Source organism: Streptomyces sp. JNUCC 63, assembly GCF_054366325.1.
The window spans coordinates 1,627,358-1,645,758 of record NZ_CM135963.1 but is presented as its reverse complement, the minus strand read 5'-3'; the positions used below and the strand labels follow the sequence as shown (position 1 = coordinate 1,645,758).

General features: G+C 73.6%; 18 protein-coding genes and 2 pseudogenes. 13 read left to right on the top strand and 7 right to left on the bottom strand.

From position 1 onward, the window contains the following. Positions 1 to 9 precede the first annotated feature (9 nt). Together ACX25U_RS07430 and ACX25U_RS07425 are read left to right on the top strand one after the other, a co-directional pair. Positions 10 to 315: pseudogene (locus tag ACX25U_RS07430) on the top strand (glycosyltransferase family 2 protein); the annotation flags it as partial. Next, positions 312 to 1,208 carry a glycosyltransferase family 2 protein gene (locus ACX25U_RS07425; protein ID WP_454389807.1) on the top strand — a complete coding sequence of 299 codons (897 nt, stop codon included), beginning with the start codon at positions 312 to 314 and terminating at the stop codon, positions 1,206 to 1,208. The pseudogene ACX25U_RS07430 and the gene ACX25U_RS07425, both read left to right, overlap by 4 nt. A 55-nt stretch (positions 1,209 to 1,263) precedes the next feature. Here ACX25U_RS07425 and ACX25U_RS07420 read toward each other — a convergent pair whose 3' ends face one another. From ACX25U_RS07420 to ACX25U_RS07410, 3 genes are all read right to left on the bottom strand, one after another. Then, a complete protein-coding gene (locus ACX25U_RS07420) occupies positions 1,264 to 1,575 on the bottom strand; it encodes a DUF3040 domain-containing protein (RefSeq protein ID WP_454389805.1) in 312 nt (103 codons plus the stop codon). Between the two features lie 82 nt (positions 1,576 to 1,657). Next, a complete protein-coding gene (locus tag ACX25U_RS07415) occupies positions 1,658 to 2,593 on the bottom strand; it encodes a polysaccharide pyruvyl transferase family protein (protein WP_454389803.1) in 936 nt (311 codons plus the stop codon). A gap of 104 nt (positions 2,594 to 2,697) precedes the next feature. Beyond that, positions 2,698 to 3,438 (bottom strand): MgtC/SapB family protein, encoded by a 741-nt coding sequence (locus tag ACX25U_RS07410; RefSeq protein WP_454389801.1) that lies wholly within the window; start codon positions 3,436 to 3,438, stop codon positions 2,698 to 2,700. Between the two features lie 88 nt (positions 3,439 to 3,526). Between ACX25U_RS07410 and ACX25U_RS07405 the strand changes: the two genes are divergently transcribed. The 4 genes and pseudogenes from ACX25U_RS07405 (at position 3,527) to ACX25U_RS07390 (ending at position 5,433) form a co-directional block, all read left to right on the top strand. Then, entirely contained in the window at positions 3,527 to 4,168 is a 642-nt protein-coding gene (locus ACX25U_RS07405) for a phosphoribosyltransferase (protein WP_454389799.1), read from the top strand. A gap of 21 nt (positions 4,169 to 4,189) precedes the next feature. Further along, positions 4,190 to 4,603 (top strand): annotated as a pseudogene (locus ACX25U_RS07400) (TIGR03668 family PPOX class F420-dependent oxidoreductase); the annotation flags it as partial. A gap of 108 nt (positions 4,604 to 4,711) precedes the next feature. Further along, positions 4,712 to 5,137, top strand: a complete 426-nt coding sequence (locus ACX25U_RS07395) for a CBS domain-containing protein (protein ID WP_454394149.1) — start codon at positions 4,712 to 4,714, stop codon at positions 5,135 to 5,137. Positions 5,138 to 5,166: 29 nt separating this feature from the next. After that, complete coding sequence (locus ACX25U_RS07390; RefSeq protein WP_454389797.1) at positions 5,167 to 5,433, top strand: DUF6343 family protein; 267 nt, start codon at positions 5,167 to 5,169, stop codon at positions 5,431 to 5,433. A 100-nt stretch (positions 5,434 to 5,533) separates the two neighbouring features. Here the strand turns inward: ACX25U_RS07390 and ACX25U_RS07385 are convergent, their stop codons facing one another. From ACX25U_RS07385 to ACX25U_RS07375, 3 genes are all read right to left on the bottom strand, one after another. After that, complete coding sequence (locus tag ACX25U_RS07385) at positions 5,534 to 6,322, bottom strand: S1 family peptidase (protein WP_454389795.1); 789 nt, start codon at positions 6,320 to 6,322, stop codon at positions 5,534 to 5,536. A gap of 230 nt (positions 6,323 to 6,552) precedes the next feature. After that, entirely contained in the window at positions 6,553 to 9,369 is a 2,817-nt protein-coding gene (locus tag ACX25U_RS07380) for a helix-turn-helix transcriptional regulator (protein ID WP_454389793.1), read from the bottom strand. Positions 9,370 to 10,039: 670 nt separating this feature from the next. Then, complete coding sequence (locus ACX25U_RS07375) at positions 10,040 to 10,864, bottom strand: response regulator transcription factor (RefSeq protein WP_454389791.1); 825 nt, start codon at positions 10,862 to 10,864, stop codon at positions 10,040 to 10,042. Positions 10,865 to 10,987: 123 nt separating this feature from the next. Between ACX25U_RS07375 and ACX25U_RS07370 the strand changes: the two genes are divergently transcribed. From ACX25U_RS07370 to ACX25U_RS07360, 3 genes are read left to right on the top strand one after another with little or no spacing between them, the layout of a single operon-like run. Then, a complete protein-coding gene (locus ACX25U_RS07370) occupies positions 10,988 to 12,661 on the top strand; it encodes an AMP-binding protein (protein ID WP_454389789.1) in 1,674 nt (557 codons plus the stop codon). Continuing rightward, entirely contained in the window at positions 12,658 to 14,265 is a 1,608-nt protein-coding gene (locus ACX25U_RS07365) for an AMP-binding protein (RefSeq protein WP_454389787.1), read from the top strand. The genes ACX25U_RS07370 and ACX25U_RS07365 overlap by 4 nt, the downstream gene beginning before the upstream one ends. Next, on the top strand, positions 14,262 to 14,417 hold the full coding sequence (locus ACX25U_RS07360; protein ID WP_454389785.1) for a hypothetical protein: 156 nt from the start codon (positions 14,262 to 14,264) through the stop codon (positions 14,415 to 14,417). Before ACX25U_RS07365 ends, ACX25U_RS07360 begins: the two co-directional genes overlap by 4 nt. Before the next feature lie 142 nt (positions 14,418 to 14,559). On the opposite strand, the gene ACX25U_RS07355 is transcribed toward ACX25U_RS07360, so the two are convergent. Continuing rightward, complete coding sequence (locus ACX25U_RS07355; protein ID WP_454389783.1) at positions 14,560 to 14,796, bottom strand: hypothetical protein; 237 nt, start codon at positions 14,794 to 14,796, stop codon at positions 14,560 to 14,562. A gap of 177 nt (positions 14,797 to 14,973) precedes the next feature. On the opposite strand from ACX25U_RS07355, the gene ACX25U_RS07350 reads away from it, so the two are divergent. The 4 genes from ACX25U_RS07350 to ACX25U_RS07335 all read left to right on the top strand — a co-directional run bounded on the left by ACX25U_RS07350 (position 14,974) and on the right by ACX25U_RS07335 (position 18,372). Continuing rightward, positions 14,974 to 16,602, top strand: a complete 1,629-nt coding sequence (locus ACX25U_RS07350; protein WP_454389781.1) for an MFS transporter — start codon at positions 14,974 to 14,976, stop codon at positions 16,600 to 16,602. A gap of 16 nt (positions 16,603 to 16,618) precedes the next feature. Continuing rightward, positions 16,619 to 17,137, top strand: coding sequence for a hypothetical protein (locus ACX25U_RS07345; RefSeq protein ID WP_454389779.1), 519 nt, complete (start codon positions 16,619 to 16,621; stop codon positions 17,135 to 17,137). Between the two features lie 122 nt (positions 17,138 to 17,259). Continuing rightward, a complete protein-coding gene (locus tag ACX25U_RS07340) occupies positions 17,260 to 17,457 on the top strand; it encodes a hypothetical protein (RefSeq protein WP_454389777.1) in 198 nt (65 codons plus the stop codon). Between the two features lie 417 nt (positions 17,458 to 17,874). Then, entirely contained in the window at positions 17,875 to 18,372 is a 498-nt protein-coding gene (locus tag ACX25U_RS07335) for an SHOCT domain-containing protein (RefSeq protein WP_454389775.1), read from the top strand. The last annotated feature ends 29 nt before the right edge of the window (positions 18,373 to 18,401 follow it).

Genomic DNA, 18,401 nt, shown 5'->3' with positions numbered 1-18,401 from the left:
CCCGCCGTCGTCACCCACTGCCCCGAGGTGGTCGCCCACCACCACCCGGCCCAGGGCCCGCGCACCGGCCGCCCGGCCGTCGTACGCCGCAACGAGCTCCTCACCGCCTGGCTGCGCCGCCCCCTGCCGCACGCCCTCGCCCGCACCCGTCGCCTGGCCGTCGACGCCCGCCACGACCCGCACGCCCGGCGCGCCCTGCGCGAAACACTCACCCGCCTGCCCGGCGCCCTGCGCGCCCGCCGCCCCCTGCCCCCACACATCGAGCGCGCCGCCCGCCTCCTGGAGACGAGCACGGACACCGGAGCCACCCCATGACCGACCCCCGCACCACCGTCGTGGTCATCACCCACAACCGGCGCCTCGAACTCCTGCGCACCCTCGACCGGCTCGCCGAGCTCCCCGAGCAGCCCGAGGTGATCGTCACCGACAACGGCTCCACCGACGGCACCTCCACCGCCGTGGCCCGCCACCACCCGCGCGTACGGCTGCTGCGCCCCGGCCGCAACCTGGGCGCCGTCGGCCGCAACCTGGCCGTGCGCCGGGTCCGTACACCCTACGTGGCCTTCTGCGACGACGACTCCTGGTGGGCGCCCGGCGCGCTGTCCGGCGCCGCCGACCTCCTCGACCAGCATGCCGCGCTCGGCGCCGTCACCGCCCGCATCCTCGTCGAACCGGACGGCACCGAGGACCCGATCGTCGAGGAACTGCGCAACTCACCGCTCCTCGGCCCGTGTTGGCTGCCCGGCCCCGCGCTCGGCTCCTTCCTCGCCGCGGCGACCGTCCTGCGCACCGACGCCTTCCGGCGCGTCGGCGGCTTCAACCCGCGGCTGTGGCTCGGCGGCGAGGAGGAGCTGCTGGCCGCCGACCTGGCGGCGGACGGCTGGTGGCTGACGTACGCCGAACACCTGGCGATCCATCACCAGCCATCGTCCGTCCGGGACTCCACGCGTCGCCGCCGGGACGGCATCCGCAACACCCTGTGGTTCACCTGGCTGCGCCGGCCGGCCCGCCCGGCCCTGCGCCGGACCCTGCACCTGGCCCGCACGGTGCCCCGCGACACCGCCTCCCTGCGCGCCTTCGCCGAGGCGACGGCCGCCCTCCCGTGGGTGCTGCGCGAACGCCGCGTGCTACCGCCCGACGTGGAGGCACGGTTCCGGCTCCTGGAGGACAGCCAGCGCCGCTCCACGGCACGCAGCTACACGGGTTGACCTCTCCTCCAGCTGAAGCACTCCAGCTGAAGCAGGGGGATCCGACCCTCACGGCTCAGCGCTCCGTCCACCGGCACAGCAGCCGGAAGACGGAGAACAGCGCCACCGGCCACACCACGGCGAACGCCCAGATCACGGCCGGCTCCGAGGTGACGATCCCGGTCGTCATCAGGCCCACGGAGACCGCCAGCAGCACCACCACGGTCCACACCCGGGGCGAGTACGACGCCACCCGGGAGAGGGCCGACCGCCACCGGCTCCTCCGCTGCGGCCGCAGCCGCCGGACCAGACGGCGGTCACGGCTCAGGGCACGCTCTATCTCGTTCAGGATCCGCTGTTCGTGATCCGGGAGTCGGTTTGTCGACACAATTGCTCCTACGGGGGACTGCTCCTACGGGAGACCGACCTGCCTGGAAGTCCCCTCCCGGGTGCCCCTGACGCCCCACGGATTAACCGGCGTGGCCCCGCCGCAGCGCCGCCACCAGCTCCTCGGCCCCGTCCCGCCCCGCGCCGCCCGCGAACTCGTCCCGGACCCGCCGCGCGGCCACCCTGCCCGAGGTCAGGCACCAGTGCCACCAGCGGTCCAGCTCGGCCGCGTCCAGCCGTTCGGCGGGCACCAGCGCGGGCCAGTCGCAGGCACGCGCCTGCGCGGTCACCTTCGCGCCGCCCTCGACCGGGTCCACGGCCAGCGCGGGCGTACCGGCGCGCAGCGCGAGCACCAGCCCGTGCAGCCGGTCGGTGACCACCAGGTCCAGGCGGACCAGCACGGACTGGAGCTGCGCGGACGTGGCGCACAGCCGCCAGTCGTGGATGTCGAGCCGCGTCTCCAGCTCCAGCCGCGCACAGTCCTTGCCGCGCAGCCAGTCGGTCACCTCCTTGGCCACCACGTCGTGCCGGCTCGCCCGCCCGTACTCGTGCTGCCCGTGCGTGAGCACCACCCCGACGACCGGCCGCGCCGCAGGCGCGGGGGCGTGGGCGGCCAGGTCGAGGGCGGGCCCGGCCGCCGGGGCGTCGCGGGCGATGACGCGGTCGAAGCCGGTGACGGCCGCGCTGCCGGGGTCGATCACCGAAGCGCCCACCGCGATCCGCACGCAGTGCGCGAACCGGCGGTGCAGCTCCTCGATCTGCGGCCCGTGCAGCGGACCGCACACGAACACCAGCCGCCCGTACCGCTCGGGCACGGCGTCGTCCAGGTGCAGGGCGCCGGGCCGGAAACCGGGGCTCCACGCGACGTCGTAGTCGAACCCCGCCCGCCGCAGCACCTCCTCGACCCGGTGCAGCGCCAGTACGTCCCCGGCGGTCGCCTCGCCGTCGAGGAAGCTGAACCATCCCGTGAGCAGAATCCGTGACTGCAGAATGCGTGACTGTCGTTGTTCCTGGTGCACAGTGCGCCCCGGGTGCCCGGACGACGGCGGGCCAATCACCCACCCACGTCGCCCGCCCACGTCGCCCACCCACGTCACTCACCCGCGACACGGCCGTACGGCCGTCACTCGTCCTGCTCCTCGTCACCCCCCAGGCTCAGATCGACGTCGACGACCCCGTCGTGGTGGAACAGCTCGGACGCCAGGTGCCCGGTGTCGGCGGTGCCCTCCAGCCGCAGCAGCACCTGGGAGGCCTGGTCCGTGCGGCCGGGCAACTGGTCCACCCGGACCTGCAGGATACGAAAGCCGAGCCGGGTGCATGCCTCCATCAGCCGCGGCAGCAGCGCCCGGCCCGCCAGATACGTCAGCCGCACCTCGACCGTGGCGGACACGGGCCCGGGGAAGAGCCGGCCCGGCAGCCGGGGGTAGCCGCGGACGACCACGAAGTGCAGCGCGGTGACCGCCAGCGCCAGGATCGGCAGGCCGCCCCCGCAGGCCATGCCCACCGCACAGGTCAGCCAGATGGTGGCGGCGGTGGTCAGCCCGCGCACCGCGTCCCGCCGTACGAAGATCAGACCGCCGCCGATGAAACCGATGCCGGAGACGATCTGCGCGGCCACCCGGGAGGGGTCGAACGACACGTGCTCCAGGCCGAGCACACTGGTGAACCCGTGCTGGGACACCTCCATCATCAGCGCGCTCGCGACCCCGACCAGGGTGTGGGTGCGCAGGCCCGCGCTCTTCTGCTTCGCCTCCCGCTCCCAGCCGATCAGGCTCGACAGCAGCAGCGCGAGCCCCAGCTCGGCGAGCTGGCGCGGGCCCTGCCCATTGCCCACGTCCCACAGCGGAACCGCAAGCCACGGCATGCGTCTCCCTCCGTCACGGCCCCTGCCACCCATTGTGTGGTCGGCAGGGGCCCGGCGGGGTACCCGACATGGAAGGGAAGGAAGGCCCATGAGGTTCCGTGACCGCGCGCAGGCCGGACGGAAACTGGCCGAACGGCTGCGCGCCCGGCGCGAGGCCGGTGCACTGCCCGACCCCGTCGTGCTGGCGCTGCCCCGCGGCGGCGTGGCGGTGGCCCGGGAGGTCGCGCGGACACTCGACGCCCCGCTGGACGTGGTGGTCGTACGCAAGATCGGCGCGCCCTTCCAGGAGGAGTACGGCCTCGGCGCGATCGCCGGGGACGACCCCCCGCTCTTCGACAAGGCGGCCCTGCACGACCTCGGGCTGACCGAGGACGACCTCGCCCCGGTGGTGGAGCGCGAACGCGCCGAACTGCACCGCCGCGCCCGGCGCTACCGCCACGGCCGCCCCGCCCCGGACCTGCGCGGACGTACCGCGATCGTCGTCGACGACGGCCTGGCCACCGGCTCCACCGCCCGCGCCGCCCTGCGTCACGTGCGGAGCCGGGGCCCCGCCCGCACCGTCCTCGCCGTCCCCGTCGGCGCGCCCGACGCGGTCGAGGCACTGAGTGAGGAGGCCGACGAGGTGATCTGCCTCCGCCGGCCGTCGTCCTTCACCGCCGTGGGTGTCTGGTACGACGACTTCGAGCAGTTGACGGACGACGAGGTCGTGCGGGCGCTGACGTACCACTGAGAGGAGGGTCCGGTGCCCCGCATGGACCTCGACGAGGCGCGCCGGCGGTTCCGGGCCGCCCGGGTGGCACGGCTGGCCACGGTGGACGCGGCGGGCCGGCCGCACCTGGTGCCGGTGGTGTTCGCGGCCCTCGGCGACGACCGTCTCGTGACGGCCGTCGACCACAAGCCCAAGACCACGACCCGCCTCCAACGCCTGCGCAACATCGAGGCCGACCCGTCCGTGTCCCTGCTGGCGGACGACTACGCCGAGGACTGGGACCACCTGTGGTGGGTCCGCGCCGACGGCCACGCCCGGATCGTGCCACCCGACGCGGCGGACGAGGCCACGGTGGTGGAGTACGGCACCGCGCTCGCCCGGCTGCTGCGCAAGTACCCGCAGTACCGCGACACCCCACCGCACGGCCCCGTGATCGCGGTCGCCGTCCACCACTGGACCGGCTGGCACGCGGCCCCGTTTGGGACCGCCGGTTCTGGCTACGCGGCGGACAGCCGGAGCGTCCGCGGTCTGCGGAGTTCCGCGGATCCGATCCGGGAGGTGCCCATGACCCGGCGAGTACGCGACGTGATGTCGCCCGGCGCGGTGGCCGTCGAGCCGATGACCACGCTGGAACGCGCGGCCCATGTGATGCGCGAGCAGAACGTCGGCGACGTCCTGGTGGCCTACGACTGCGACCTGTTCGGCCTGCTCACCGACCGGGACATCGTGATCCGGGCCGTGGCCGAGGGCCGCGACCCGCACACCACGACCGCCGGCTCGGTCTGCACCCGGCCCCCGGTGGTCACCCTGACTCCCGACGACACCACCGACCACGCGGTCGAACTGATGCGCCAGTACGCCATACGCCGCCTGCCCGTCGTCGAACACGGCGGCTGCCCCGTCGGCATGGTGAGCCTCGGCGACCTCGCCACCGCCGAGGACCCGCACTCCGCGCTGTCGGACATCAGCAGGGCCGACCCGAACCACTGAGGCCCCGATGCACTGAGACGAGGAGACCCGTGTACGACGAACACCGCCGCACCGGCACCGAGCCCCGAACCGCCCGCAGCCCCCTCCGCCTGCGCCTGCTGCTGGCCTCCGTCTTCTTCCCCCTCTTCATCGCGGGAACGGTCCTGTTCGCCACCTGGTCCGCCGGCTCCACCCCGAACGACAGCCCCAGCGACACGGTCCTCGCCACCCTGTCCGGCATCTGCGCGGCCCTGGCCCTGACAGCCGTCGTGGACCTCGCCATCGTGATCCGCCGGCTCCAAGCCGAACGGGACTGACCCCGAGACGAACGGCGGTCGATCATCCCGTGTGGAAAGGGGGCGTTGCGGGCCGCTCGTGGAGGCCCGCAACGCCCCCCGGTCTTCACTGGGGTACGGCTCAGGAGTCGACCTGCGCCGTCACGAGGCCGGAGAAGGCGGTCAGCCGGGTGTAGACACCCGGGTGACCCGCCTCGGCGCAGCCGTTGCCCCAGGAAGTGATCCCTGCCAGGACGCCCCCGATGAGCAGGGGACCGCCGCTGTCGCCCTGGCAGGTGTCGACGCCGCCGGAGGAGTATCCGGCGCACACCATGTCGCTCGCGACGAAGTCGGAGCCGTAGGAGTTCTGACACTCCGTGTCGGACACGACGGGCACCGTCGCGGTCCGCAGTTGGTTGGAGGAGGTGCCGTTCTCGGCGGTGGTGCCCCAGCCGAGGACGCGGGCGGTGGCGCCGGCCGCGTACACGCCGGCGTCGGCGGAGGAGACGTACTTCGCCGCCGCGTACGGCATCGGGGCGGCCAGGGTGAGTACGGCCACGTCGCCCCCCTCGGTGGCGTCCGTGTACTCCGGGTCGACCCAGATGCGGCTGACCTCGCCGACCGTGCCGTCGGTGCCGTCGAGGAAGGTGCGCCCGCCCACCACGCGCACACTGCCCGGGGGATCGCCGACCACGCAGTGCGCCGCGGTGACCACCTTCGTGGCCGCCACCAGGGTGCCGCCGCAGAACTGCCTGCCGGACGCGTCCGTGATCTGCATGACGAACGGGTACGCCGCCGTCGTGGTCGGCGAGCCGCCGACGACGGGCCGGGGGGCGGCGAGCGCGGAGGAGGCGGTCAGCAGCACGGTCGCGGCGACGGCGGCGCCGGCGGTGAGCGCGGCGGCGGGTCTGGCGCGGGTGAGGCCGAACATGCGTCTCCTCGGGGCGGGCCGGTGGGGGGCGCGGGCGGGGGTGGAGCACGGGAGCGCCGGCATCCGTACACCGGCCCCGTGTGCCCGGGCGAGCGGCACGCCCCTTACGCTAGGACCGGGCCCACCCGCCTCCAATGAGGGAACCCCCTAAGGGAGTTGGACAGGGAAAACCCTCGGTCGTACCCGGCGGCCCTCACTGGATCCACGCGGTCAGTCAATCCGCGCCGCGTTCACTTCGCGCGCCGGCCCGCCGCCAATCGGACGATGTCGACGCGCGAACGGATCCCCAGCTTGCGGTAGACCCGGGTCAGCGTCGCCTCCACCGTCTTGACGCTGACGTACAGCCGCGCGGCGATCTCCCGGTTGGTCGCGCCCTCCATGACCAGCGCGGCCACCTGACGCTCCATCGACGCGAGCCTGTCCAGCGCGGCGAGTCCGTCCGGCGCCGCCGGCACGACCTCGGGCCGGACCGGGCGGGCGGCGGCGGCCTCCTCCACCCGGCGCAGCCACGGCAGCGCCCGGCAGCGCCGGAACAGGCGGGCCGCCTCGTCGTACGACGTCGGCCCCGGACGCCGGGAGCGCAGCCGGGCCAGCGCGAACGCGGCCCGCGCCTCCTCCAGGCCGTTGCCCAGCCTCGCCAGCCGGTCCTGTGCGGACGCCAACCGGGCGACGGCACCCTCCTGGTCGCCGCGGGCGGCCCGCACCAGCGCCTCGGACCGGTCGAGTACGGCCAGCACGCTCTCCCGGCCGAGCCGCATCGCGTGCTCGCGGGCCACGTCGATGACGCGCTGGGCCTCGGCGGGCTCCCCGGTGCGCACCAGGGCCTCCGCGAGATCGCCGTGCCAGCGCCCGCGCGCCGGGTCGGTGATGTGGAGCCCCAGCTCCAGCTCGCCCACCCGGCGCAGCGCCGCCACGGCGGCCTGGTCGTCCCCGGCCACGAACTGGGCGTACCCCAGGGCGGCCAGCGCGCGGGAGAGGTACATCTGGTCGCCGTCCTCATCGGCGTGCCCGACCGCCTCCCGGGCCAGCTCCAGCGCCCGTCCGGTGTCGCCGCCGGAGGCCTCGGCGAGGGAGGCCAGCATCGCGGAGGCACTCTCGCCGATGCCGGTGTCCCGGGCCATCCGCAGGCTCTCCCGGGCCAGGTCCAGGGCCCGGCCGCAGTGCCCTGCGCGCAGTTCGGTCTCGGCGAGCAGACGCAGGTAGTGCACCTCGCTCTCGACCATGCCGCGCCGCCGCACCTCGCGCAGCAGCCCGGTGATGGTGGCCCGGGCCTCGGTCAGCCGGTCGCTCATCAGCAGCCAGCGGAAACGGGCCGAGCCGACGCCGTTGTGATGGCAGGCCACGTACGGGTCCTGAGGCTCCTTCAGCGCCCGCTTGATGGTGACGGGGGCGCCCGGATGGCCCATCAGGGTCTCGGTGGAGGCCTGCAGGGCGAGCGCCATGAGCTCGGTGCGCCGGTCCCGGCCGCGCGCGGCCAGCTCCGCCGCGCACGCGGCCTCCTGACGGGCCTCGGCGAAGTCGCCCTGCACGACCAGGCCGCGCCAGGCCAGCTGGTAGTGGACCAGGGCGAGCAGCCGCGGGTCGTCGCCGGCGTCGGCCAGCGCCTGCGGGAAGACGGCGTCCACGTCACCGAGGGCCTGACCGGCGGCCTCGATCACCACCATCCAGGCCCGCACCCGTTCGGCGGGCACGGCGGCCCGGGTCAGCACCTCGCGGGCGATGTCCCGGGCGAGGTCCACCTCGCCGGCCGTGATGGCGTCCTCGGCGGCCTGCAACCGCCGGACGTCCGGGCCCGGCTCGCTGTCGGCCGGGGTGTGCCGGGCGGCGAGCAGCCCCAGCGAGGCGGCCACCGAGGGTGCCCCGCGGTCCCGGGCCAGCGCGGCGGCCTCGGCGAGCCGGGCGGCCACCTCAGGGTCGGTGCCGGTGGTGGCCAGGGCCAGGTGACGGGCCCGCTCGATCGGGTCGGAGGCCGCGGTGGACAGGGCGGCGTGGGCGGCGCGCCGCTCCTGGGCGGGCGCCTCCGCGTACAGCGCGGCGGAGATCAGCGGGTGCGCGAACCGTACGGCCGGGCCCTCCGGCTCGGTGGCCAGCAGCCCGAGTCCGGCGGCCTGCGCGCACTCCGCCTCGGCGTTCTCCCGGCCGGCCGCGTGCAGCAGGGCGGGGGTGGGGCGGGCGCCGGCGCTGGCCACGAGCAGGGTGCGGCGGGCCTCGTCCGACAGCATCTCCAGCCGGCTGAGCACCAGGGCGCGCAGCGAGGTCGGCACCGGCAGCGGCTCGCCCGGCCGGGGCGGGGTGGGGTTCTCGGCCAGGGCGCGGCCCAGCTCCAGCGCGAACAGGGGGTTGCCGCCGCTGGTGCGGTGGATCTCGCGGACCGTGGAGCGGGGCAGGCCGGTGTAGCCGCGGTGGTCGAGCAGGGCCGAGACCTGGGTACGGGTGAGCGGGTTCAGCCGGACGGAGAGGGTGTCGGGCGGGCAGGTGCGCAGATGACGGTCGTACTCCTCGTCCTCGGTACGCACCGCGCACAGCATCTGCACGGGCGTCTCGCCCAGGCGCCGGGCGGCGAAGCCGAGCAGCTCGGCGCTGGCCGGGTCCAGCCACTGCAGATCGTTGGCGACCACCAGGACCGGGCCCTTCGCGGCGAGCGCGCGCAGCGCGGACAGCACGGCCAGGCGCAGGGCGAGGCCGTCGCGCTGCAGGGTGGACTCGCCGCGTCCGGTGAGCGCCGACTCCAGCGCGGTGCGCTGGGCGGCGGGCAGCTTGCCGGACACCTCGTCCAGGACCAGGCCGAAGAGGTCGGCCAGGGCCAGGAAGGGCAGGTGGGATTCGGACTCGGTGGCGGAGCAGCGCAACACGGTGCGGGCCGTCGGGGCGTATTCCGCGGCCAATGCCCGCAGCAGGGTCGACTTTCCTATTCCGGCCGGCCCGTGGAGCAGCACACTCCCGCCGCGCGCGAGCTGCTCACGCGCCGCCGCGGACGGCTCCTCCTGGCCTATGACCAGGTCGGAACGGCAGCCCGCAGGGCCCTTGAAGTCCCGTCGCACGGTCACCGCTCCCCTCGTGTGTCGTGTCCGGGCCAAATTCTAGGCAATGAGTCCCTGAATTTCGGACGGCCGGGGCGGTGAGGGAAATAACAACGGTCGGCGCATGACCGAATTCAAAGCGCCGCCGAATGAATACGAAGCCCACGCACAGCCCCTCGACGGTACCGCCACGCCCCCGCGGACGGTACTCCCACCGACGCTCCCGCGGCATCCCCGCGAGGCCGGGACCACGTCCTCCGGGCGGCGGGGCGGCGGGGCGGCGGGGCGGCGGGGCGGCGGGGCGGCGGGGCGGCGGGGCGGCGGGGCGCACCGCGCACGGTGGTGCGGGCCGTGTGCGCGGGCGGGCCGGGACGGCACCAGGCCGCGGGGTGAGGTTGTGTCGTGGGTCGGGGCTGTGTCGTGGGTCGGGGCTGTGTCGTGGGTCGGGGTTGTGCCGTGGGTCGGGGTTGCGTCGCGGGGTGGGGTTGTGCCGTGGGTCGGGGTTGCGTCGCGGGGTGGGGTTGTGCCGTGGGTCGGGGTTGCGTCGCGGGGTGGGGTTGTGCCGTGGGTCGGGGTTGCGTCGCGGGGTGAGGTCGCGTCGCGGTGCGCGGTTCCGTCCGGCGGCGTCGCGTGCGGGCCCGTGCCCGGGGGCGGGTCGCGTCGCGCGGTGGGCGGGTGCGCGTCCGGTGTTGCCCTCCTACGGCAGCATCCCCGCCCGGCGGGCCGCCGCCACCGCCTCTCCCCGGGTGTGGGCGCTCAGTTTGCGCATGGCCGAGCGGAGGTAGCCCTTCACCGTTTCCGGACTCAGACCCAGGCGGGCCGCGGCGGTGGCGTTGGTCGCGCCGGCGGCCACACAGGTCAGCACGTCGACCTCCCGCGGGGTCAGGCCGACGCCCTCCACCGGAGTGGGGGCCGTGGTCAGCAGGCCGCAGGCGCTGAGGAGTTCGGCGCGCAGACCGGGGTCGCCGATCCGCGGGGCCAGGGCGCGCAGGGCCGCGTGGGCCTCGCGGACCTGTTCCCAGGCGGGGCCGGAGGCGGGCTCGCCCCGGGCCGCCGTCAGCAGGTCCCGCGCCTCCTCCCGCACCACCAGCGCCTGCTCCACGTCCCGCGCCGCCTCCACCGCCGCGCTCAGCGTGCGGTCACCGAGCGGCTGGGCCGTGCGCAGCGCGCCGTACAGCACACCGCGCACCCGACGCCGTACCACCACCGGCACCGCCAGCACCGAGCGCAGCCCCTCCGCGGCGACCGGGGCGTCGTACTCGTGGCTGATCCGGCGGGAGAGCGAGTAGTCCGTCACCGCGCACGGGCGCCCCAGCGCCACCGCCTTGCCGCCCAGCCCGTTCCCCGAGGTCACCGCCAGCGCGCTCAGCGCGAGCGTCGTCGTACCGGTCAGCTCGCTGATCCGCACCCGCGGCCGGCCCGGCTCGACCAGCCCGCCGAAGGCGACCGGCAGACCCGTCGTGCGCCGCAGGCGTACCAGCGCACCCCGGATCTCTCCGGCCCCGGACGCGTCCGCCGTCACCTGCTCGCCCCTTCGTCGCGGCCCTTCCCCATCACACCCCCGTTCGGGGGTAGTGAGACTCACATCACTGATTACACGATGTGACAGAGCCGCCCGGCAATGGTCCGGTACCGAGGAGGACAGATGACGACGGCGACGGAGCTCTTCCGCAGCGCGCGGGACTTCCTGCTGGAGCACCGCGAGGACTACGCCACGGCGTACGCCGGCTTCGAGTGGCCCCGCCCCGAGCACTTCAACTGGGCACTGGACTGGTTCGACGCCATCGCGGAGGGGAACGACCGCACCGCCCTGCACATCGTCGAGGAGGACGGCACCGAGACCCGCCTCACCTTCGCCGAGATGGCCGAGCGCTCCAACCGCGCCGCCAACTGGCTGCGCGACCGCGGCGTCGCCGCCGAGGACCGCATCCTCGTCATGCTCGGCAACCAGGCCGAGCTGTGGGAGACCGCGCTCGCCGCGATGAAGCTGCGCGCCGTCGTCATCCCCGCCACCCCGCTGCTCGGCCCCGCCGACCTGCGCGACCGCGTCGAACGGGGCCGCGTCAAGCACGTGATCGTGCGCGCCGGGGACACCGCGAAGTTCGCCGGCGTCCCCGGCGCCTACACCCGGATCTCGGTCGGCGGTCTGCCGGAGGAGGGCTGGGAGCCGTACGAGGACGTCTACGCCGCCCCCGCCGAGTTCCTCCCCGACGGCCCCACCCTCGCCGACGACCCGCTGATGCTCTACTTCACCTCGGGCACCACCGCCCGCCCCAAGCTGGTCGAGCACACGCACAGCACCTACCCGATCGGGCACCTGGCCACCATGTACTGGATCGGCCTCGAACCCGGCGACGTGCACCTGAACATCTCCTCGCCCGGCTGGGCCAAGCACGCCTGGTCGAACCTGTTCGCCCCGTGGAACGCCGAGGCGACCGTCTTCATCCACAACTACACCCGCTTCGACGCCGCCCGCCTGATGGCCGAGATGGACCGCGCCGGCGTCACCACCTTCTGCGCCCCGCCGACCGTGTGGCGCATGCTCATCCAGGCCGACCTGACCCAGCTGCGCACCCCGCCCCGCGAGGTCGTGGCCGCGGGTGAGCCGCTGAACCCCGAAGTCATCGAGCAGGTCCGGCGGGCCTGGGGCAGGACCGTCCGGGACGGCTTCGGGCAGACCGAGACCGCCGTGCAGGTCTCCAACAGCCCCGGCCAGCCGCTGAAGACCGGCTCCATGGGACGGCCCAGCCCCGGCTACCGCGTCGAACTCCTCGACCCCGTCTCCGGCGCGCCCGGCGCGGACGAGGGCGAGATCGCGCTCGACCTGTCCGCGCGCCCGGTCGGCCTGATGACCGGCTACCACGGCGACCCGGACCGTACGGCGGAGGCGATGGCCGGCGGCTACTACCGGACGGGAGACGTGGCCTCCAGGGACGAAGGCGGATATCTGACCTATATCGGACGGAGTGACGACGTCTTCAAAGCCTCCGACTACAAGATCAGTCCGTTCGAGCTGGAGAGCGCCCTGCTGGAGCACGAGGCGGTGGCGGAGGCGGCCGTCGTGCCCGCGCCGGACCCGCTGCGGCTGGCGGTGCCGAAGGCGTACGTCGTCCTCGCCGAGGGCTGGGAACCCGGCCCCGACACCGCGAAGGTGCTCTTCGAGCACTCCCGGGAAATCCTCGCCCCCTACAAGCGCATCCGCCGGCTGGAGTTCGGCGACCTGCCCAAGACCGTCTCCGGCAAGATCCGCCGGATCGAACTCCGCGAGGCCACGGCCGAGGGCTCGCAGAACGAGTACCGCGAGGAGGACTTCCGGTGAGCGAACTGTCCTACGCCCACGGGACCGGCGACACACCGCTGCTGGGCGACACCATCGGCGCCAACCTCGACCGGGCGATCGCCGCGTTCGGCGACCGCGACGCGCTGGTCGACGTACCGTCCGGACGCCGCTGGACCTACGCCGAGTTCGGCGCCGCGGTCGACGAAGTGGCGCGCGGGCTGCTCGCCAAGGGGGTGGTCAAGGGCGACCGGGTGGGGATCTGGGCGGTCAACTGCCCCGAGTGGGTGCTCGTCCAGTACGCCACCGCACGCATCGGCGCGATCATGGTGAACATCAACCCGGCTTACCGCGCCCATGAGTTGGAGTACGTGCTGAGACAGGCCGGCATCTCGGTGCTGATCGCCTCGCAGGCCCACAAGGGCAGCGACTACCGGGCGCTGGTCGAGCAGGTGCGGGGCAAGTGCCCGGAGCTGCGGGAGACGGTCTACATCGGCGACGCGTCGTGGGAGGCGCTGACGGCGGCGGGGGAGCGGGTGCCGGCCGGACGGCTCGCCACCGTCCAGGCGGAGTTGAGCTGCGACGACCCCATCAACATCCAGTACACCTCGGGCACGACGGGCTTCCCCAAGGGCGCCACGCTCTCCCACCACAACATCCTCAACAACGGTTACTGGGTGGGCCGTACGGTCGGCTACACGGAGCAGGACCGCATCTGCCTCCCCGTGCCCTTCTACCACTGCTTCGGCATGGTGATGGGCAACCTCGCCGCGACCTCGCACGGCGCGTGCATGGTCGTCCCGGCGCCGTCCTTCGAGCCGAAGGCGACGCTGGAGGCGGTGCAGCAGGAGCGCTGCACCTCGCTGTACGGGGTGCCGACGATGTTCATCGCGGAGCTGAACCTCCCCGACTTCGCGTCGTACGACCTCTCCTCCCTGCGCACCGGCATCATGGCGGGCTCTCCCTGCCCGGTGGAGGTGATGAAACGGGTGGTCGCCGAGATGCACATGGAGGAGGTCTCCATCTGCTACGGCATGACCGAGACCTCCCCGGTCTCCCTGCAGACCCGGATGGACGACGACCTCGAACACCGCACCGGCACGGTCGGCCGGGTGCTGCCCCACATCGAGGTGAAGATCGTCGACCCGGCCACCGGAGTGACCCGGCCCCGGGGCACGGCGGGTGAGTTGTGCACCCGCGGCTACAGCGTGATGCTCGGCTACTGGAACGAGCCCGAGAAGACCGCCGAGGCCGTCGACCCGGGCCGCTGGATGCACACGGGCGATCTGGCGACGATGCGCGAGGACGGTTACGTCGAGATCGTCGGCCGCATCAAGGACATGATCATCCGCGGCGGCGAGAACATCTACCCGCGCGAGATCGAGGAGTTCCTCTACGGCCACCCGAAGATCCGCGACGTCCAGGTCGTCGGCGTACCGCACGAGACGTACGGCGAGGAGGTCCTGGCCTGCGTCATCCCGCTGGACACGGCGGACCCGCCGAGCCTGGAGGACCTGCGGGCCTTCTGCACGGACCAGTTGGCCCACTACAAGATCCCGAGCCGGCTGCGGATCCTGGAGTCCTTCCCGATGACGGTCTCCGGAAAGGTCCGCAAGGTGGAACTCCGCGAGCAGTACGGCGTGTGAGCGAGTCGGCCGGCGCCCCGGACACCGATGGGGTGCAGGGCGTCGGCCGCTTCGTTCACGGGCTGCGGGATGCCCGCGCGGTCCAGCACGAACAGCGGGATCCGCAGCTCGCCGGTGCGGGCACGGGCGGCATCGCCGTACCCCGCGAGTGAGAAGTACGCACACCCCGCCGACTCGGTCATCGCGGTCGGCCGAAGACACTCCACGTCCCGCAGGGAGTCCGGTCGCACGGAGGGATCCACCTGAACCACCAGCCCCCGCATCGCTCCCCGCATCCGGCGGCCGAACGCCCGTTCAGCCGTCCTCGTACTCCGACAGCCCCGGCCAGTCCTCCGGACCGCCTCCCTGCCACTCGATCAGGTCGCTCTCCTCCACCTCGACGCGGTCCAGGTCGGCCAGCCGGAGGATCTCGACGACGTCGTCCAGGTGGGAGGCGAGCCCGAGCGTCACGTCGTCCTCCGTCACCCGCCGGGAACCGTCCAGGGCCGGCGCGTGCACCACGATGTGCGGATGCTTCGCGGGGTGGTCCATGCCTTCAGCCTCCTGCGCACGGCCCCGGTCCGCACCCCGGAGCGGCCTGTATTCCGGGGCTGCCCGGAAAACGACCCGCGCGTCGGGCCGAAGCCTCCTCTTTCCGTGAGCACCAGCGGATCCGGATCGCCCCTGAAGGGTGAGGCGGCCGGCGCGGTCCTCGGATGTGATGGACTCATGAAGCACTGGCGGGCTCTGATGGTCCTCGGTACGGCCCAGTTCCTGATGGTGTTGGACACCTCCGTCATGAACGTGTCCATCAGCCGCCTGGTCGACGACTTCGACACGGACGTCACCGCCATCCAGGCCGTCATCACCCTGTACGCCCTGGTCATGGCGGCATTCATGATCATCGGCGGCAAGTGCGGCGACATCCTCGGCCGGCGCCGCCTGTTCGTGGCCGGCCTGGTCGTCTACGGCACCGGGTCCGCCCTGACCGCCGCCGCACCCACCCTGTGGGTCCTGACGCTGGGCTGGTCGGTCATCGAGGGAATCGGCGCCGCCATGGTGCTGCCGGCCATGGCGGCGCTCGTCGCCGAGTCCTACCGGGGGCCGGACCGGGCCGTCGCCTACGGAGTGATCGGCGGGCTGGCCGGCGCGGGGATCGCGGTGGGCCCGCTGCTCGGCGGCTGGGTGACGACCTACCTCACCTGGCGACTCGTCTTCGCCGGCGAGGTCGTGCTGGTCGTGGCACTGCTCGTCTGCCACCGGGTGATCGCCGAGTCCGCCCGGAGCGGTCCGCGGCCCCGCCTGGACGGCGTCGGCGCCACCCTCTCCGCGACCGGCCTGGGCCTGTGCGTGCTCGGCGTGCTGCAGAGCACCACCTGGGGGTGGGTGCGGCCCCACAACCCGCCCTTCACCGTCCTCGGCTTCGCACCGACACTGTTCGTCGTCGCCGCCGGGATCGCCGTGCTGAACGGGTTCCGCGCCTGGGAGCACCGACGTGCCGTGCGCGGTGCCGACCCGCTGGTCCATCTGTCCCTGCTGGGCAGGCCCGCGCTGCGCTCGGGTCTGTCGGTGCTGCTGAGCCAGAACCTGATCCTGTTGGGGCTGTTCTTCACCATCCCGCTCTACCTGCAGGTGGTGCAGGGCTTCGACGCCTTCCAGACGGGACTGCGTCTGGTGCCCGTCTCCGCCACCATGCTGCTGGCGTCCACGGTCGCCTCCCGGCTCGGGCGGGCGGCGGGACCGCGTCGTGTGGTCCGGGCCGCCCTGCTGTGCCTGGCGGCGGCCATCGTGTGGCTCCTGGCCACCATCAAGCCGGTCATCGACGACGCCCAGTTCGCCGGGGCGATGGCTCTCCTGGGCGTGGGCATGGGCCTGCTCGCCTCGCAGCTGGGCAACGTCGTACAGTCCAGTGCCGGTGAGGAGGAACGCAGCGAGGTCGGCGGGCTGCAGTTCACGGCGCAGAACCTGGGATCGGCGCTGGGTACCGCGCTCATCGGTTCGATCCTCATCGGTGCCCTGACCCATGCCTTCACCGCCCATGTGGAGCAGGACCCCCGCCTGTCGGACGAGGCGCGCAGGCAGACGAGCATCGCTCTCGAGTCCGGGGTCAGCTTCGTCTCCACGCAGCAGGTGCACTCGGCGGCCGAGCGGGCCGGCCTGCCCCCGCCCGAGGTCGAGGCCGTCACGAATTCCTACGCGTCGGCGCAGCTCGACGGCCTGAAGGCGGCGATCCTGACCACTGGAGGCATCACCCTGGCCAGTTTCGCGGTCACCGGGCACCTGCCGGGCGGGCCGCACAGCCGCCGGGCTTCGCAGCGGACCGCGGCCGCGGCCGACGCGGTCGGCCGGGCGCAGTGAGCGGTGGGGTCCCGTCATGTTCAGCACCGGCAGCCCCCGGACGCGGGCACGTATCGCCGAACGGCGGGCTCATACCGACTACACCGGCGGGGTGTACGGATCGATGCTCGCCGCCTCCGTGGTGGTCGGCGCCGGCACGCTGGGTTCCTTCCCGCGCGTGGAGCTGGTGCTCCTGCTGCTGCTCACCGGCGTGGTGTTCTGGTTCGGGCACGTGCACGCCCAGCTGTTCGGGGCCCACCTGGCCCAGCAGCGTCTGGACCGCCGGGTCGTCCTGCACGCGTGTCGCGACGAGTGGCCGATCGTCAAGGCCGCCGTACCGCCGGCCGCCGCGCTGGCCGTCAGTCCGCTGCTGGGCCTGGACGTGCGAGGCGCGGTGTGGCTGGCGCTCGCCGTGGCGGTGGCCGGGCAGGTGGGCTGGTCGGTGGCCGCGGCCCGTCGCGCCGGCGCCACCTGGGGCCTGACGGCGGCGACCGCTTCGGTCAACCTGGTGATCGGGCTGCTGATCCTCACGTTCAAGATCGTCCTCACCCACTGACCACGGGCCGGCCCCGCCTGCCGGCCCGTATCACCTGCGGGGTGAGGCCCGGCGGCCGGTTCGGACGGATGATCGCAGGCAGGGGACACGCCTGTCCTCACGGCAGTGCGGGAGAGCAGCCGATGCGCCACGAGCTCCGCGTCGAGGGACACCTGTCGGAGACGCCGGCCAGGGCATTCCCCGAGCTGGATCATGTGCTGATGTCCGGTCGGACGGTCCTGTTCGGTCCCGTCGTGGACGATGCGCGCCTGTACGGGCTTGTGGTCCGCTGCCAGTCGCTGGGCCTGCGCCTCCTCGAGATGCGCCGCCTGCCGGAGTGAGGCCGGGGTCAGTCGGGCGGTGTCCGTCTCTCCTCCGCGGGCGGAGTCTGCTCCTGCCCGGGCGCCCTGTCCCGGTGGCGGTGCCGTAGCCCCGCCCGGATGGCCCCGTCAGCATCCGCGCGGCGACGCACCCGAGCAGGAGTCCGCCCACCATCCGGAGCACGGTCGGCACGCGTGCCACCTGCGAGCGGGCGGTGATGTCGCCGCAGCCCACGGGGGCGAACGCGGGGACCGGCTCCCGCTGCGCGGGCCGAGGACGTACGCCCTGCGCCCCCCTGACCGACCGACGCCCGGCTGATTCTCCGCCGCCCGTCGCACGGTCACCCGGCTCGGGTGAGGCGCCCGGGTCTTGCCGTGCGGACGCTGAGAGACGGCAGATCGCGGCAGCCGGGCGCGGGCCCGGGACGGAGGAGAGAAATGAGCACGCAGATGTACCTCGCGTACGACTATCCGCTGCTGAGCGCCTTCTGGACGATGCTGTGGTTCTTCCTGTGGATCATGTGGTTCATCCTGCTCTTCCGGGTCGTCCTGGACATCTTCCGCGACGACGGCCTGAACGGCTGGGCCAAGGCGGGCTGGCTGGTGTTCTGCGTCGTGCTGCCGTTCCTCGGCGTCCTCGTCTACGTCATCGCCCGCGGCAGGGGCATGGGCCGGCGGGAGATCGCCCAGGCGCGGGAGCAGCAGGAGGCCTTCAACGCCTACGTCCGCGAGGCCGCGGGCGGCGGCAGGTCCGGCGTCGACGAACTCGCCCGCCTGTCCGACCTGCGCTCCCGGGGCGAGATCACGGACGAGGAGTTCGCCCGGGCCAAGGAGATGGTCCTGTCCGGCGGCGTCCCCGGGGGCCGCGCCACCTCCGTCACCTCCGCCCCCGACACGCCCGGCTCCTCCGTCACCTCCCCTCCCGGCCGCCGCTGAGGCCCGGCCGGACGAGACGGAACGAGGCA